The following is a 14,979-nucleotide window of genomic DNA, read 5'->3' on the forward strand; positions in this document are numbered from 1 at the left end:
TTTCAATTCCTCATAGGCACGCTAAAAACTAAGTATAGAACAAATAAAATTTACGACACTAACAGGTTTCAATTCCTCATAGGCACGCTAAAAACCCTTCTTTAACCTTATTCGGTTGTCAAGGTTAAAATCGTTTATTATCAACTGTTAGATAGTATACTATACTTTTTTAAAAAGTGCAACAGGAATGTAAAAATTCCAGTCGACCTCCAATCCTGCAAAAATCCCTGGAGTTCGACAGTGATTATTTTTCAATTACTTAGATTAATTAATCTCAATTAGCTCACTCTAATTGAGACTCAAAAACTGCCAATTTCGATAGGACGACGACTGCAACTCGGTTTTTTTACTCTACCTATTTACAAAATATTGAAAAATGAAGTATGCAATGGCTATAAATATTAATGTTTTTACTATCATTCTTATGGCAAATCCTACCACCTTCATAACTACAAAAGCCACTATTAAAACAATCACCAGTTTAACCCAATCTAAGTTTTCCATTTTAAATCTCTCTTCCAATATCCTTTTTTAAATACATAATACAGTATTCCAGCTTTTATAAAAGTTTCCATAAACATTGCATAGTAGATGTATAAAACACTTCCAAACATCTTAGAAAAGATATAAGCAGGTATTATTCTAAAAAACCATAAGGAAGCTGTGTTTATTATAAGTGTTAGTTTGGTTGAGCCAGCTCCTCTTAATGCCCCGCTTAAAACAAAACCTATTGCAAGTGGAACTTGTGTAAGTCCTACAATTTTTAGATATAAAATAGCTTCTTGAATTACTTTTCCATCGTCCGTAAACACCATAGCAAAATACTGCGGAAATAAAAACATTAAAACACCCATAAAACCCATAAAAACCGATGCTATTTTTGCGGTTTGCCAGCCTAACTTTTCAGCTCCTTCGTAATTTTTTGCCCCTATACTTTGACCTACCAAAGTCATTGCTGCTATTGTAAAACCAAATCCTGGCATAAATGCCAGCCCTTCTATCCTAAGTCCTACTTGATACCCTGCCAATGTATAAGTGCCATACTCTGCAATCATTTTAACAAACAGTAAAAAAGAAAAGTAAGTTATGACCCTTTCAGCTCCTGCTGGAATACCTATACTTAAAACTCTTTTAGCGTAATCTTTTACAAACTGAGGGTATATAGAGATTACTGTCTTCTTTGATAAAAATACATAAAGATACAATACAAAGCTAATATAATAACTTATAGCTGTGGCTATTGCAGCTCCTTTTATTCCAAGTGCAGAAAAACCAAATTTACCAAATATTAAAGTATAAGCTAAAACTGTGTTTATAACGTTTGCAACAATAACTATTTTTAAAGGAGTTTTTGTGTCTCCTGATGCGTTTAAAGCTGAGTATAGAGCAAACTCTATAAAAATAACAGGAAAGGTTAAAGATATGATAGATAAGTAAGTTTCTCCCGCCTTTACAACTTCTTCAGAAGAACCCATAAATATAAAAACATACTTGGAGAAAAAAACTCCAAGTATAGTAAAAGGTATAGATATTAAAAAAGCTATAACAGAAGACGTAAAAGTGGTTTTTCCTGCTTCTTCTATCTCTTTTGCACCTACAAACCTTGATACAACCGCAGAATTACCAACAGAAAAAGAAGCCATAAATGCGTATAAAAGTCCTAAAAACTGCATAGATATACCAGCTGCAGCTATTGCAACAGGAGAGACCCTACCAAGCATAATCATGTCTACAATAACCTGAATCATATCAAAAAGATTACTAAAAGCAGCTGGGACGGCTAAGGAAAGAATCTTTTTATTTGTTTGACTTAACATTTTTTAATTGCTACCAGCGAAGCTTTATAGGCACTTTCTTGATTACAAGTTATAACTTGTTTTTCTTGATAAAATACAATGTGTAAAGATAAAAATGAGTGTAAAAGCTCATTTTTTCTCAGTAAAAAGTCTTTATTGGTTTTACTTGGAGAGCCTTCTAAAAATGTTTCAAAAATCAAAACTCCACCTTCTTTTAGAGCTTCCCTTATGTAAGGAAATAAAGACCTTTCTAAAAAGTTTAGATTTACAATCAAGTCATAACTGTTTTGCGCAGGTCTATACTCTTTCAAATCTGCGTGAATAGGATTTATGTTAGGATGAAGATTTTTAAGCTTTTCTATCGCAACGTCTGATATGTCCACCGCGTCAACTAAAAAGCCATTTTGAGCTAAAAATAAAGCATTTCTTCCAAGTCCAGCTGCTATGTCAAGGGCTCTTCCTTTGTTTGATAAATGGATAAAATCTTTTAAAATTTGGGAAGGCTCTTCTTTTGGCAAAAAGCCTTCAAGATATTTTTTGTTCCATCTTTCTCTGTCTTTATCGTTCATTCTAAATTACAGTACTTTTTTATTATATCTTTGTATTTACCTTGTATTTTTAAAACAAGGTCTATCACTTCTCTTACAGCTCCGTTTCCACCTTCTTGTTTTGTTATGTATATACAAAGCTTTTTAACTTCTTCTGGAGCTGATGGAACAGTTGCGGGAAAACCAACCCTTTTTAAAACGGGAATATCAACTATATCATCTCCCATGTATAAAATTTCTTCATCTTGTAGGGAGTACTTTTCTTTAATGTATTTATAATGTTGAAGTTTGTTAGAAGAGTTTTGAAAAACTTCAGTTATACCAAGTTCAACTGCTCTTTTGTTTACTATCTCAGAGTTTCTTCCTGTTATTATGGCTGTTTTTATGCCTGATAGATGAAGCATATGTATTCCTATTCCATCTTTTACACAAAAGTTTTTAATCTCTCTACCTTCACTGTCATAGATGATTTTTCCATCTGTAAGGACACCATCTACGTCAAAAATAAACCACTTAATCTTTTTAGCTTTTTCTTCTAACATAGGTAATATTTTATCATAATTAGGAAGGTGGCTTAAAAGCCACCTTTTTGATTTACATAAGAGATTTTATAGCTTCATCTATTCTTTTTTCCAACTCTTCAACAGCTTCTTTAGCCTGTGGATATTTTGTTCCATCTAAAAGTAGAGAAGGTCTTGTTCTGACTATGTAAGTTTTGTCATCACCTTCGTACTGGTATATTGTTATAACAAACGGGGATAAAGCTATAGCGTTAGGGTCGTTAGTTACGATTTTATAAAGAGTTGCCATGCTTGTAACTAAGAAGTTTTGCATGTAGTCAATTTTTAATTTTTTGTAATCAGGGAAGAGTTTTATGTTGTTTGCAAGTGGAGCCACTGGGTCTGTTGTTGTAACTACTATTATCTGTGCAGCTTCTAAGTTTCCTTTTAGAGCTATCATAACATCTCCTGGGTCTCCATCAACTTTATAAACAACCAATCCTTTTCCAGAGTCTGAGCCTTCAGTTTTACTTTGTGTAGAGGAGGTTTGTTGTTGAGGTTTGGTTTCTTTTTTTTCTTTTGCGTAAGATATGGATACTGTTGTAAATAGTAAAAGTGCTAAAAGAGCTCTTAACATAAAAACACCTCCTATTTTTTTATAAAATTATATCAAAATATATTAATGTATTGGAATATAAGCGTACCCTTCGTTTTGCCAGTTGACAAGACCTATAAAGGCATTAGGGATAAGCTCTACGAATGGGTATAAGGTTTTAGGGTCAATTTTTTTACCTTTCATTCCTTGTTCACACATCTGAAACCTTACGCCGTAATTTTTATGAAGGTATTCTAACTTTGCTTGTAATTCTTTTTGTGCTTCTATTAAAGTTTTATCGTCTTTGTAAGGAGAGTTTTGAAGGTCTTTTATGAAAAACTTGTAAGCATCGCCGTGTATTATAACTACTACTTTTAACTCTTTTAGATTATTTTTATAGTATTCTGCAGAATTTGCTACACCACTTAAAAGATACATTTTAAACCTGTTTAAATCCCCTGTGGTAAGGTTGATAACCGCTTTTGGATTGTCCTGTCCAAATGAAAAACCTATAAAAAGAAGGATAAAAGCTAAAAACTTTTTCACAGTAATACCTCCCAAATTATTCAAAATCTTCTAAGTCTAAATCGTTATATATTTTATAAACGTTGGCATCGTTAAATACATCGTACATAACATAATTTTTATAAGGAGAGTTTTGGTTTATGTAAGCTTTTATCTCGTCTAAGGATTTGCCTTGTTCTTTTAGTTTTTTAATTGTATTGCGAGTGTATTCTAAGTAGTTATAAGTAAAGTCAATAGCTTTTTTATCCATAGGTTCGTTATGTCCGCCTAATATTACTTTAGGGTCTAAATTTTTCATCTCATTTAAAACTTTTAGCCAGTTTTTAGAAGAAGCTCCTCTGTCTCCTGCAAAAGGTATTCTGTTTATATAAACTAAGTCCCCTGCAAATAGGACTTTGTCATTTTTTACAAAAACTACTATATCGTTGTTTGTATGGGCTGGGGTCAGAGATATAATTGATAATTCGTATTCTCCTACTTTTAAGGTTTTTTTGTCTGATATCTCAATATCTGCAGGAATAAGTTTTACATTTTTGTATAATCCTCCAAACCTTTGGTTTGAAGCTTCAAGGGTCATTTTTGCTTCTGGTGAGTTATAAAACTCGTTAAGTTTTTTGTGGGCTATAACCGTTGCACCAGCTTGCTTAAATGTAGAAGCTCCATACCAATGGTCTGGGTGATAGTGTGTAATGATAAGGTATTTAACAGGCGATTTTTTTACTTTCATTAGCTCGTCATAAAACTCTTTTGAAAGATCTGGCGTTGATAGGCTGTCTATCACTACCCATCCTTCTTTTGTTAAGATAGCGTAAGCGTTTGACATAAAACCTCTATTTTCTACAGATGGCATAGCATCAACACCGCGAACCATATACATGTTCTTGTGAAACTGCTTTAATTCCATAGCAAAGGTGTTTGATACTACCAAAAGTAGTAAAGCTAAAATAATTTTTTTCATGGTTTACCTCCATTTATTGAGTTGGTAAAATAGGTGGTTTGGTATACTCTTTTGGAATATCTCCTGTTAAACTGTTTAGAAAAGATTTTATAAATTCTACTTGTTCTTTATTCAACTCTTTATTTAGCTGAACTTTAGCCATAATCCATATTGCATCTTCAATATTTTTTACAGAACCATCGTGAAAGTATGGAGCTGTCATCATAACATTTCTCAAGATTGGAACTTTAAAAACATACTTGTCTTCTTCATTTTTAGTAACAACGTATCTACCTTCATCTATATTTTCACTTTTTGTGTAATTCCAGTAAGGTTGGAATATACCAAATTTCTGATACGTATTTCCACCCAGGAGAGAGCCATTATGACAAGATACACATCCTACTTCCATAAAAAGCTTTAAACCCTTCTTTTCTTTTTCTGTTAATGCTTTTGTATTTCCTTTTAAAAATTCGTCAAATCTTGAAGGAGTAGACAGGGTTCTCTCAAATGCACCTATGGCTTTTGCTATGTTTTCTGCTTTTACTGGGTCGTTTTCATTAGGGAAGGCTTTTTTAAAGAGCTCTACGTATTCAGGTATAAATTTTAATTTGTTTTCTACTTCTTCTTTTGATTTATTACCAAAGGCTGCGGGTCCTGTTAAGGATTGTAGAGCTTGGTCTTCTACATCTTTTCTATTTCCTATCCAGTGTTGAACAAACTGACCAGCGGAATTTAGGACTGTTGGAGCATTCCTTGGTTGTAATGCTAATGCACCCATCTGTCTGGCAGCTGGAGATGAGTAGTAGTATTCTATAGCATGGCAAGTAGCACAGCTTATCATATCGTTTGTTGAAAGTCTTCTTTCAAAAAAGAGTAATCTACCTAAATTTACCTTCTCTTTTGTTATCTCATTATCTTTAGATGGAAATGTTTTAGGCAAGGGAGAAAAGTAGTTTTGAGCTTGTTTTAATAAGTCTTTATCTGAATAATCTTTTGATATTACAGTTGTAGCTAAAGCTAAACTTACAATTAAAACTTTTTTCATGGTTTAACCCCTATTTATAACTTTCTTTAACTTTATTTAAATCGTGGACAACTGCTGGTATTAATCTATAACCTTCTTCTTGTAATTTTGCAAGTTCTACAACACCTGCAGGGACAATTATAATAAAAGGTTGCATGTCTTCTTCTTTTAAACCAAAAAATCTCATGGTATTTCTACACACGTAAATTTTAAGTCCGTAGCTTTGTGTCATTGATTTAAGCCTATCTATTACTTCTTTGTGTTTTTCGTAGTTCTTCTTTGCAAATATTAAAACTTCTGCACCGTGGCTTACTATTGCTAACTTGTACTCTCCCATTGGGTTAAACTCATCGTAGGCTTTGATAAAGTTAGATATAAAGTTAGTAGCCATAACGCTGTTCGAAGGATTTTCAAGCGTCCAATCAAAAACAGCTTTAATTTTGTCTGGAAGTGTAGAGTCAAACTGTGGTTTTTCTTGAGAAAAGGATTTTAGAGAAAAAAGCAAAACTACAAAAAGCACAAAAAATTTTTTCATGTCTTTCCTCCTACAAAAAAACCCTTCCTAAAAAGGAAGGGCTGGTAAATCCTTCAGAATATTAATTGTAATCCAACACCTATGTAATCTCCAGCTTTATCTGTTCCGTACCAAGAGTATGGTGATTTCGAACTTCCATCTTGGTTAGCATAATGAATATTTAACTTCATATTGTTTCCTTTTATATACCAGTTTAAACCAATATCAGTAACTTTAAACTTACCATCACCATTTGGACTTGAATTACCACCAGCTTTTAATTCAGAATAGGTTATAGCAGGTTCTAAGATTGTTTTGTTCGGTAATGTAAAGTTATAGCCAGCTCTTATGTGCCATACTTTGTCTTTGTAGTTTAAAGCTGAGTTGTCAAAGTTTCTTTTTAGCTCGTCATACTCTGCGTTAAATGTAAAGTCTTTGTAGTTTGCCAGTATATCAAAACCAAGTAATTGATTCGATTTAAAATCATCTGTTTTTCCTTGATAAGCGTAGTTAATAGCTACGGTTGCTCCATTTCTTTTCCCAAAGTAGTTAACTTTATATCCCATTCCGTATTTTTTCATTTCAGGGTCTCCAAGAGAAAGAGCTACTCTTGCAGTTAAGAGTGGATTCCAATTTTTATCAGTTTTGTATTTATCAGTGTTAAATACTCCAAAGTTGTAGTTTATTCCCCACTTTGCTTTTTCATCGTTGTAAAGACCACCAATATTTATACCTGTTTCACGACCTGGTCCTGTTTTGACTAAGTGCTGTCTTGGATAAAAGTTTGTAAGTGCCTTTTCAAAAGAAGTAACTTCAAATCCTGCTGTAATGCTTTCTCTACCTACCTGTGGTCTAAAATAACCTACCGTAATGTTAGCCCAGTTTTTATGAAGTGCATAAGTGAAAAACGCATCCCAAAGATAGAATTGTTGATTGTTTGAGTTTAGCCCTACTAATCCTATGGATTTTGATGTTTTTGATTTATTTGGACTTTGAGCTGTTTGACTTTGAGCTAAAGCTGTATGTGAATCCAAACCAACGTTATCATAGGCAAACCATACTCTCCAAGATAAATCTTCATTAATTTTACCTTGAAATCCTACTCTTGATCTTCTTAAAAGAAAATCGGCTCTGTTTTTTTCAGAAGTGAAATTTGTACATTTGCCTGTATTGTCTATAGCTGTACATTCCACCCTATCCATCGTGTAAACGCCCCAGAGCTGGTTCATGAAGAAGATTTCTAACTCTTTTCCATCTCCAAAGTAAAACTTAGGAGCTGCTTGAGATGGGTTTGCCAGTAAGGTTGTTGCAGCCAATCCTACAGCTGTTGAGAGAACTACTTTTCTCATGATAACTAACCTCCTTAAAGTGATTTTATTTGGTTATAGTATCTATTACTTTTTTTATTTCTCTGTCTAAGGTTTTTAATGCTTTTATTCCATCTGCGTCAAGGTTCCCCATGTACTTTATAGCGGTTGAAGGTTTAAAAACGCCTATAACTAATCTTCCATCTTTTTCATATGTATAGACTCTTATAGGGAATTGAGATGCAAGTTGTGGATTGTGCTTAAGTATTTTAGAGCATTCTGAAAGTTTACAGACTAAGTAAATGTGCATGTGCTTCCAAAAGTCTTTAACTCCTTGCTCTTCTACTCCTTTTGTAATGTTTAAAACGTGGACTATTTTAAAGTTTGCGTTTTCAAGCTCCGTTCTTAAAAGTAGGTCTAACTCTTGATAGGACATAGTGGTTGACCTTTCGTAAATTTCAGACATATCTTCGTCATCTTCACTACCTGATACGACAGCAGAAGATAAAGCAGAAAGGAAAGATTTTTTTTCTACAGGCTGTTTTTCTTTATTTTCTTTTTGTAATGTAATCTTTTTTTGAGGCTTTTCATCATATCCTGTTCCTAAGTAGTCTCCTGTTTCAAAAGATACGTCTTTTATCGTTCCACCACAGGAAAATAGTAAAATGCTACTACATGCTAAAATAAACTTTTTCATAGACATTTACCCTCACTTGTAGGACATCCACATCCAACGTCAAGTATTTTTACGTTGGATTTTAAAGGTGGATTTACGACTTTAACTCTTTTAAGATAATCAATTGTAATGTCGTAAACTGGTCTGAATTTCTTTGCGTTTTTACCTGCTCTATATAGATTGCCACCCCAAGATGCAACTACATAACTTCTGTTTGGGTCAAGGTCTTTTCCGTTTACTTTGATATTTGATATTCTTTGACCTGTAGGAGCTGATATTTTTATCTCATAATCAAGTCCAAGAGTTCTACTCATATCTCCACCTTGCTGATAAAGAGGATTAGAGTTAAATACGTTGTCCGCTATGTCTTCTAAGAGGTTTTTAATCTGCTGACCTGTAAGTTCAAACCTGTAAACGTCAGGATATGTTATGGCTGTCATACTGTAAACGTCATCAACTGTAATATTTCCTCCCGGAAGAACGGTAGTTCCCCATCTATAACCGGGGTTAAACACTATTTCACAGTCTGTCTCTTCTTTTAAAGCGTCCATTATAACCCTATCAAAGGTTGAGTAGAATGTATCTCTCTTATACAGTATAGTTTGGGTTTTACCTATTACTTGAGAGAGCTGGCTTTCGTATGGTTTATAAACTTCTTCAACTAACTTTTCAACTTCAGGGTCTGGTTTTATAAAGTTTGATGCTACAGGATAGAGTTTAAATGCAAAATTTGTTATTTTTTTGTTTTTAACTTCTAAGTCAAGCCTTCCTAAATATTTACCGTGGCTTCCTGCTATTACTATTATCGTGTTATCAACTATTACAGGTTTTGGAGCTGGGTCGTGAGTGTGTCCTGATAAAATAACATCTATTCCTTTTACCATCTTAGCAAGTGCTTGGTCTAAGGTAAATCCATTGTGGGATAGTAAAACTACAACGTCAGCTCCTTTGCTTCTGACTTCATTAACAAATTTTTGTAATCTTTCTGGTTGAATACCAAACGTCCAACCTTCTATAAATTCTTTTGGGTTTGCAATAGGTGTGTAAGGGAAAGAGTTTCCTATAACGGCAACTTTTACTCCACCTACTTCTCTTATTGTATAAGGTTTAAATATAAGGTCTCCCCACATTTCATCTGCTATGTTTTGAGATATAAACTCTGCTTTTAAGTGTTTGTTTATAAGTTCTAAGACTCTGTCTTTTCCGTAAGTAAACTCCCAGTGTCCTACCATTATGTCTATACCAAGTGCATTTTGAGCGTCTACTATGGCTTTTCCTTGTGTGAAAAGACCTACTGCAGTTCCTTGCCAAGTATCTCCTGAATCCATAAATAAAACTTTGTCAGATCCTCTTTCTGCTTTTATACGGTTTACGAGAGATTTTATGTAAGATACACCACCCATTTTGCCATATTTTTTTGCCAATTCTTCAAAACCTATGTAAGTATCAAAGTAAGCTCTAATAGTGTTTGGTTTTATTCCATAGTACTGCATAAATGATTTTCCACATAAAAATCCCGGCGTTCCTATAAGTTCTTTTGCAGATATTAAAGTAGATGGCTCTCTCCAGTAAAGTGGTTTTAAGTGAGCGTGAAGGTCGCAGATGTGTAAAAGTGTAACGTTTCCAACCCCCTTAAATTCAAAAAAGCTTTCAGGGTTTAATTCGTTCAGCTTTGCAAAAACATTAGATGAGGTTAATGATAATCCCGAAATAGCCGCAAGGTGGAAAAGGTCTCTTCTTGATATGTTCATTGCTGTTTATCCTCCTGTTATCTTACTAATCCTGGAGCTTCTATAGTTGATCCGTTTGCTAAAGATGTAACATAAAGCTCTAAAGCGACCATCTCTTTTGACCCAAGAGGTAAAACTTTCATACTGGCTTGAGACATGCATTGTTGAAATCTTTGTTCTATAGTAACTACCTTACTTTGAGTCATTCTATAACCTGGCCAGTGAGCTGCGGCGTTTGTTCCCTTTATTCCGTTGTATTCAGCTCCTAATGGGTTTAATTTCTGCATTCTTAAAACCATTCCGGCTGCATTTTCGTGACAGACTGCACAGGAAAGATTTCTTTTTCCTCTTTTAAGATTAAAGACATACTTTCCATATTCGTAATATTCTTTTACTACTGAATTGGAAGATGTATCTACGTTTATTTTTTCTCCAGAAGCTATGTATTTAAGGTATGTTAGTAGAGCTGTGTTTTCTTGACTTTTTAGTTCAAATGGTTTATCTACTCCTTGGTTTAGCTTCTGACACATCTGTATTCTCTGTTGTAATGATATTACAGCGTTTAATTTTGGTTCATACTTTGGATAAGTTCCTACTACCTTTTTTAATTTTTCTTCACTGTGGCAAGAAGCACAGGATTTGTTTGATGTTCCCATAGGTTTGTTAAATAATGCACCACCAACTTCTTGAGCAAAAACTTCTCCTGGGTTTATACCTGATTTATAAAGTGCCAAGTCTTCCTCTGATATTGCCTGTCCTGCCTCTTGTGATATAGCTTTATTTACACTGTATGTAGCTATCGCTAACGTAAGTCCAAAAAGCAAGACTTTTCCCTTTAATCTCATAGCTGGTATTCCTCCTTGTTAGAAAATTTTAGAAAAGAGGGCTTTTAAGCCCTCAAAAGAGATTAATCTACTTTTATATCTATTACTTTCTCTGTTACATCACCTTTGTTATCTTTCCAGACAATTTTTAAAGGAGCTGATTTTGTAGCTTTTACATAGAAAGATATAAACGGGTTTGCACTAACAGATCCAGATACTTCCATCCATGTTATCTTCTCATCTCCATAGTAAACTTCTACACTTGTGATGTGATGTGCTGCAATATATTTCCCAGACTCTTTATCTTTTACCAGTCCAGTATCCATAGGATGCATTATTACAGAGTCAACTCTTACTAAATCATCTTTCTTATATTCTTTTGGATTTATTTTTACTAAAGCTTGTCTTGCCATTGTTTAATCCTCCTTTTTTTAATTATCCACATCCACCGATTGTAACTTTAACCGGTTTTTGTGCTTTTATAAAGCTACCGTCTGCAAGTTGAGCAACCGCAACTACGTTCATAGTTTCTGCAAGCCTTATTCTTGTAGATATGTAAGCTTTTCCATTTACAGGAGTAAAGTAAACACTCATAGTTCTTGCATTGTGGTTTTTGTCTGCGAGAATATGTATAGCTTTTACTTGTTCAATAGGTAGTTCTACTTCTACAGTGACAGGCACAACTGCTCCGTTTTCTGCAATTTCAGGAGCTACGAGTTTAACTTTGTCTGAGTCTGATACAGCTTTTCCACCTGTTATCTCTTTTAGAGCCTCATCAAAAGGCTTCTTAGGTGGAGGGTTGTCAACTAATTCTGCTGCTCTAACATTCGTAAACACACCACTTCCTAAAACAGCTGTTGATACAGCTGCTACTGACGTTGCTTTTAAAAATTCTCTTCTGTTCATAAAATACCTCCTATTTTTGTTTCATAAAGTATTCATCCATTGTCATCTCTTTATAGCTTCCAGATGCAAAGTAATTAAGTATTTTAACAAAGTCTTTCTCTTCCCAGGCTCCAAAAATCGTTTTTATTTTACTTCCATCTGGATTTAAAAAGTAAAACATCGGAGTTCCTACAAAGCCATACTTTTTCCTTACTTCTATTCCTTCGTTGCTACACTTTCTAATCTTTACTGGAACAAAATGATTATTAAGCAGTTCTTCTACTCTTTTACTTTCAAATACTGTAAAGTCCATAATATCACAGTAATGGCAAGAAGGAGAGTATATGTAGATAAATACAAGTTTATTCTCCTTCTTTGCTTTTTCAAAAGCTTGGTTATAAGGAACCCAGTTTATCTGGGCATTAGAAAAACCAATTAATACAAGTAAAGCAAGTAAAACCTTTTTCAACTTATCACTCCAAGCTTAAAAGATAAGCAGTTAGCTGGCATACTTCTTCGGCTGTTAACTGTCCTGTTGTGAGCTGAACTGTCATTATGTTATAGTATGGTACACTTTGAAGTTCTTTTGGGATTAAAATTCTTCCGTCGGCAATTTTTTGATGAAGCCAGTCAACTGTTTTTGGCTCTCCTCTGTAATTTGGAGCTTTAAACAGTCCGTTTCTATAACCTGTAAGATCTGGTCCTATGTTTCCACAACCTTTTGCTTCAGGGGCACAGTGACAGGCAACACAGTTTCCTTTTCTCACTTCCATAAATACCTTTTTTCCTTTTTCAGCCAATTTTTTTATGCTTTCTTTATCTGATAAATTACAAGAAGGGTCGATAGCGTATAATCTTGGTTCAGGAGGTACATCTTTTAGCATCATACTTTTTGCTTCTGGATTTTCTATACCAGCATCTTGAAGGGTTAAAGCAAATGCTAAAGCTGAAATCCCAGTTATAGCAGCTGCTGTTGTTAGTAGTAATTTTTTAAATTTCAACTTAATCCTCCTGCATAAGTATTTTGTATTATACTTACGCAACTTTTATGCCAAATTGTAAACATGTATTTACAATTGTTAAAATCTCTTAACATGTCCATAAAAGGACAGAAACTGTCCCAAATGGAACAGTTTAACCAAACATCTCTCTCCATAACCCTTTTGCCCATTCGTGATATCTTTTGACTGTAGATTCTCTTCTTGTGTTGTCTTCTCTGTGAATAGGTGTAATTACATTTTTTTCTCTGTTTATCTTGAAGCTTGTCTCTGACATTATAGCTTCTTTATCACTAACCATAGAGTAGCAAAGTACCATTAAAAGCTCTTCTTGTTTTAATTTTTTACCTGTTATTCTTTCCGCTATGATGTTTGCTACTATCTTGCCTTGCATATTTGCACCAAAACCAGACTTTGGTAAGAATGTTCTTGCAGAGTCTCCTATAACGAAAACGTTTGGAACTTTTGTCTCAAATGTAAACGTTTCAACTTCTACCCATTTTTGATTGTTTTCTAAAAATCCTATTTTTTCTAAGAGTTTTGATGCTTTCATTGGTGGTATTACGTTAGCGAGATCAAATTTAAAGTCTCCGTTTGTTGTTTTTACTACATTATTTGCAGTATCTATCTCCTTAACAGTTGTTCCAGTAATGTAATCTGCGTATCCTTTGTAAAGTTCGTAGTAAGCTTTCATGAATCCTTCTGAGTTAATGACAGGTCTTTCGTTTGCATCTATAAAGTATAGATGGGCTTTGAGTTTTCTTTTTGTTATGTAGTTTAGTATAAGTGCAGCTCTTTCGTAAGGAGCTGGAGGACATCTATAAGGGTAAGAGGGGACAGTTATAACAATATCACCACCATCAAAATTCTCTAACAGCTTTTTTAAATAAAGATGTTCTCCGCCGGGTTTAAAAGCAGGTGGATACTTTACAAAGAAATCTTTCTGAGATTTGTCTATATCGTAGGAGATTCCGGGAGATAAAACTAAAAAGTCGTAAGATATTTTATCGTAAGGAGTTATAACTAACTTTTTGTCTAAGTCTACATCCATTACTTTCGTATTTATAAAATCTATGTTATACTTAGCCTTTAAAGGTTCATATGGAAAACAGAGATTACCAAATTCGTAAAAGTCTCCTAAATATAGATTACTCATAGGACAGGATACAAAGAAAGGATTTTTGTCTATTAGTGTGATAGATATGTCTGGTAGTAGTTTTCTTAGCTGTTTTGCTGTAGATACTCCACCGTATCCTCCACCTACTATAACTACTTTTGCCGATTTTGTAGCCTTAAAATCCGCTTCGTTTGCAAGAGATACATTTGGCATTAGATTAGAAGCTGCTAATGCAGCACTGCCAGCTAAGAACTGTCTTCTGTTAACATTTAATTTGTTCTTTAACATACTTCCCTACCTCCATAACTGTTGCGGTTTCTACTAAACTTTTTGCTTTTTTTGTAGTTCCATATTGTTCTCTTAAATCGGATTTATAGTTATCAAAAAATTCTTCAAACTGGTCTTTACCTAAAACACCTTCTGCATAAAATTTTCCATCTTCAAATGTTAATATGATATTCGCTAAAGGAAGTGGTGCAGGACCCTCTAAAACTATTCCTCCTTGAGAAGGGTCAAAAACAGAAAGGTGAGCACAACATTGAATTACGTTTGATCTGTTTGTGGTTTGGGATTTCTGTTCTGGTGAGTAATAGTTTATAAAAGCGTAATCTTTAGTTGGATAGCTCCACTGGTGAGAACAAATAGCCGAATATGCAACTATGTTTTTCTTTATTCCAACACCTCCTTTAAATTTATAAATACTACCATCGGATAACTTTACATCACATGGAGGAACTTCTTTGTCAAGGTTAATTAAATAGCAAGGTGTAGAAACAAAAGGATAGAAGAACAAATAGTAATTGTATGGTTTTATATCCTCCTCTTTTAAAGGAGTACCGTCTTCCTTTATTAATAGAGCTTTGTTGTACTTTTTTACTAAATTAATCTCTTGAGCAAAAAGTTGATTAAAAAATCCTGGATTAATAGTTGACATAGCCCCTATAACTGTACAACTTTTTATAAATTTTCTCCTATCCATTCTTACCTCCTTATTATAAAA

19 protein-coding genes are annotated in these 14,979 nt (G+C 33.9%); all 19 read right to left on the reverse strand.

Annotation, left to right across the window (positions count from 1 at the left end):
- Window positions 1–351: 351 nt before the first annotated feature.
- Window positions 352–504, reverse strand: a complete 153-nt coding sequence (locus tag Q385_RS09380) for a hypothetical protein (RefSeq protein ID WP_169733165.1) — start codon at window positions 502–504, stop codon at window positions 352–354.
- Window positions 492–1,817: an MATE family efflux transporter gene (locus Q385_RS0103060; protein ID WP_028950255.1), complete on the reverse strand. Its 1,326-nt coding sequence runs from the start codon at window positions 1,815–1,817 to the stop codon at window positions 492–494. The genes Q385_RS09380 and Q385_RS0103060 overlap by 13 nt, the downstream gene beginning before the upstream one ends.
- A complete protein-coding gene (locus Q385_RS0103065; RefSeq protein WP_028950256.1) occupies window positions 1,811–2,365 on the reverse strand; it encodes a class I SAM-dependent methyltransferase in 555 nt (184 codons plus the stop codon). The genes Q385_RS0103060 and Q385_RS0103065 overlap by 7 nt, the downstream gene beginning before the upstream one ends.
- Window positions 2,362–2,886 carry a KdsC family phosphatase gene (locus Q385_RS0103070; RefSeq protein WP_028950257.1) on the reverse strand — a complete coding sequence of 175 codons (525 nt, stop codon included), beginning with the start codon at window positions 2,884–2,886 and terminating at the stop codon, window positions 2,362–2,364. Before Q385_RS0103070 ends, Q385_RS0103065 begins: the two co-directional genes overlap by 4 nt.
- Before the next feature lie 52 nt (window positions 2,887–2,938).
- Entirely contained in the window at window positions 2,939–3,481 is a 543-nt protein-coding gene (locus Q385_RS0103075) for a DUF302 domain-containing protein (RefSeq protein WP_028950258.1), read from the reverse strand.
- A 42-nt stretch (window positions 3,482–3,523) separates the two neighbouring features.
- Entirely contained in the window at window positions 3,524–3,985 is a 462-nt protein-coding gene (locus tag Q385_RS0103080; protein WP_028950259.1) for a DsrE family protein, read from the reverse strand.
- Between the two features lie 16 nt (window positions 3,986–4,001).
- Window positions 4,002–4,922: an MBL fold metallo-hydrolase gene (locus tag Q385_RS0103085; RefSeq protein WP_028950260.1), complete on the reverse strand. Its 921-nt coding sequence runs from the start codon at window positions 4,920–4,922 to the stop codon at window positions 4,002–4,004.
- A 13-nt stretch (window positions 4,923–4,935) separates the two neighbouring features.
- Window positions 4,936–5,949 carry a cytochrome-c peroxidase gene (locus tag Q385_RS0103090; RefSeq protein ID WP_028950261.1) on the reverse strand — a complete coding sequence of 338 codons (1,014 nt, stop codon included), beginning with the start codon at window positions 5,947–5,949 and terminating at the stop codon, window positions 4,936–4,938.
- Window positions 5,950–5,959: 10 nt separating this feature from the next.
- Window positions 5,960–6,463: a DsrE family protein gene (locus Q385_RS0103095; protein ID WP_028950262.1), complete on the reverse strand. Its 504-nt coding sequence runs from the start codon at window positions 6,461–6,463 to the stop codon at window positions 5,960–5,962.
- 53 nt (window positions 6,464–6,516) lie between these two features.
- Window positions 6,517–7,791 carry a porin gene (locus tag Q385_RS0103100; protein WP_028950263.1) on the reverse strand — a complete coding sequence of 425 codons (1,275 nt, stop codon included), beginning with the start codon at window positions 7,789–7,791 and terminating at the stop codon, window positions 6,517–6,519.
- A gap of 25 nt (window positions 7,792–7,816) precedes the next feature.
- Entirely contained in the window at window positions 7,817–8,446 is a 630-nt protein-coding gene (locus Q385_RS0103105) for a DUF302 domain-containing protein (protein ID WP_028950264.1), read from the reverse strand.
- Window positions 8,443–10,176 carry a thiosulfohydrolase SoxB gene (gene soxB, locus Q385_RS0103110; protein ID WP_028950265.1) on the reverse strand — a complete coding sequence of 578 codons (1,734 nt, stop codon included), beginning with the start codon at window positions 10,174–10,176 and terminating at the stop codon, window positions 8,443–8,445. Before soxB ends, Q385_RS0103105 begins: the two co-directional genes overlap by 4 nt.
- Before the next feature lie 17 nt (window positions 10,177–10,193).
- Window positions 10,194–11,000, reverse strand: coding sequence for a sulfur oxidation c-type cytochrome SoxA (soxA, locus tag Q385_RS0103115; RefSeq protein ID WP_028950266.1), 807 nt, complete (start codon window positions 10,998–11,000; stop codon window positions 10,194–10,196).
- Window positions 11,001–11,062: 62 nt separating this feature from the next.
- On the reverse strand, window positions 11,063–11,392 hold the full coding sequence (gene soxZ, locus Q385_RS0103120; protein ID WP_028950267.1) for a thiosulfate oxidation carrier complex protein SoxZ: 330 nt from the start codon (window positions 11,390–11,392) through the stop codon (window positions 11,063–11,065).
- A 22-nt stretch (window positions 11,393–11,414) separates the two neighbouring features.
- Complete coding sequence (soxY, locus tag Q385_RS0103125; protein WP_028950268.1) at window positions 11,415–11,885, reverse strand: thiosulfate oxidation carrier protein SoxY; 471 nt, start codon at window positions 11,883–11,885, stop codon at window positions 11,415–11,417.
- 10 nt (window positions 11,886–11,895) lie between these two features.
- Window positions 11,896–12,333: a thioredoxin family protein gene (locus tag Q385_RS0103130; RefSeq protein WP_028950269.1), complete on the reverse strand. Its 438-nt coding sequence runs from the start codon at window positions 12,331–12,333 to the stop codon at window positions 11,896–11,898.
- Between the two features lie 4 nt (window positions 12,334–12,337).
- On the reverse strand, window positions 12,338–12,865 hold the full coding sequence (soxX, locus tag Q385_RS0103135) for a sulfur oxidation c-type cytochrome SoxX (RefSeq protein ID WP_028950270.1): 528 nt from the start codon (window positions 12,863–12,865) through the stop codon (window positions 12,338–12,340).
- Between the two features lie 133 nt (window positions 12,866–12,998).
- Window positions 12,999–14,267: an NAD(P)/FAD-dependent oxidoreductase gene (locus Q385_RS0103140; RefSeq protein WP_028950271.1), complete on the reverse strand. Its 1,269-nt coding sequence runs from the start codon at window positions 14,265–14,267 to the stop codon at window positions 12,999–13,001.
- Window positions 14,242–14,958, reverse strand: a complete 717-nt coding sequence (locus Q385_RS0103145; protein WP_028950272.1) for a Rieske (2Fe-2S) protein — start codon at window positions 14,956–14,958, stop codon at window positions 14,242–14,244. The genes Q385_RS0103140 and Q385_RS0103145 overlap by 26 nt, the downstream gene beginning before the upstream one ends.
- Between the last annotated feature and the right edge of the window lie 21 nt (window positions 14,959–14,979).

It is taken from the genome of Sulfurihydrogenibium subterraneum DSM 15120 (assembly GCF_000619805.1).
GTDB lineage: Bacteria > Aquificota > Aquificia > Aquificales > Hydrogenothermaceae > Sulfurihydrogenibium > Sulfurihydrogenibium subterraneum.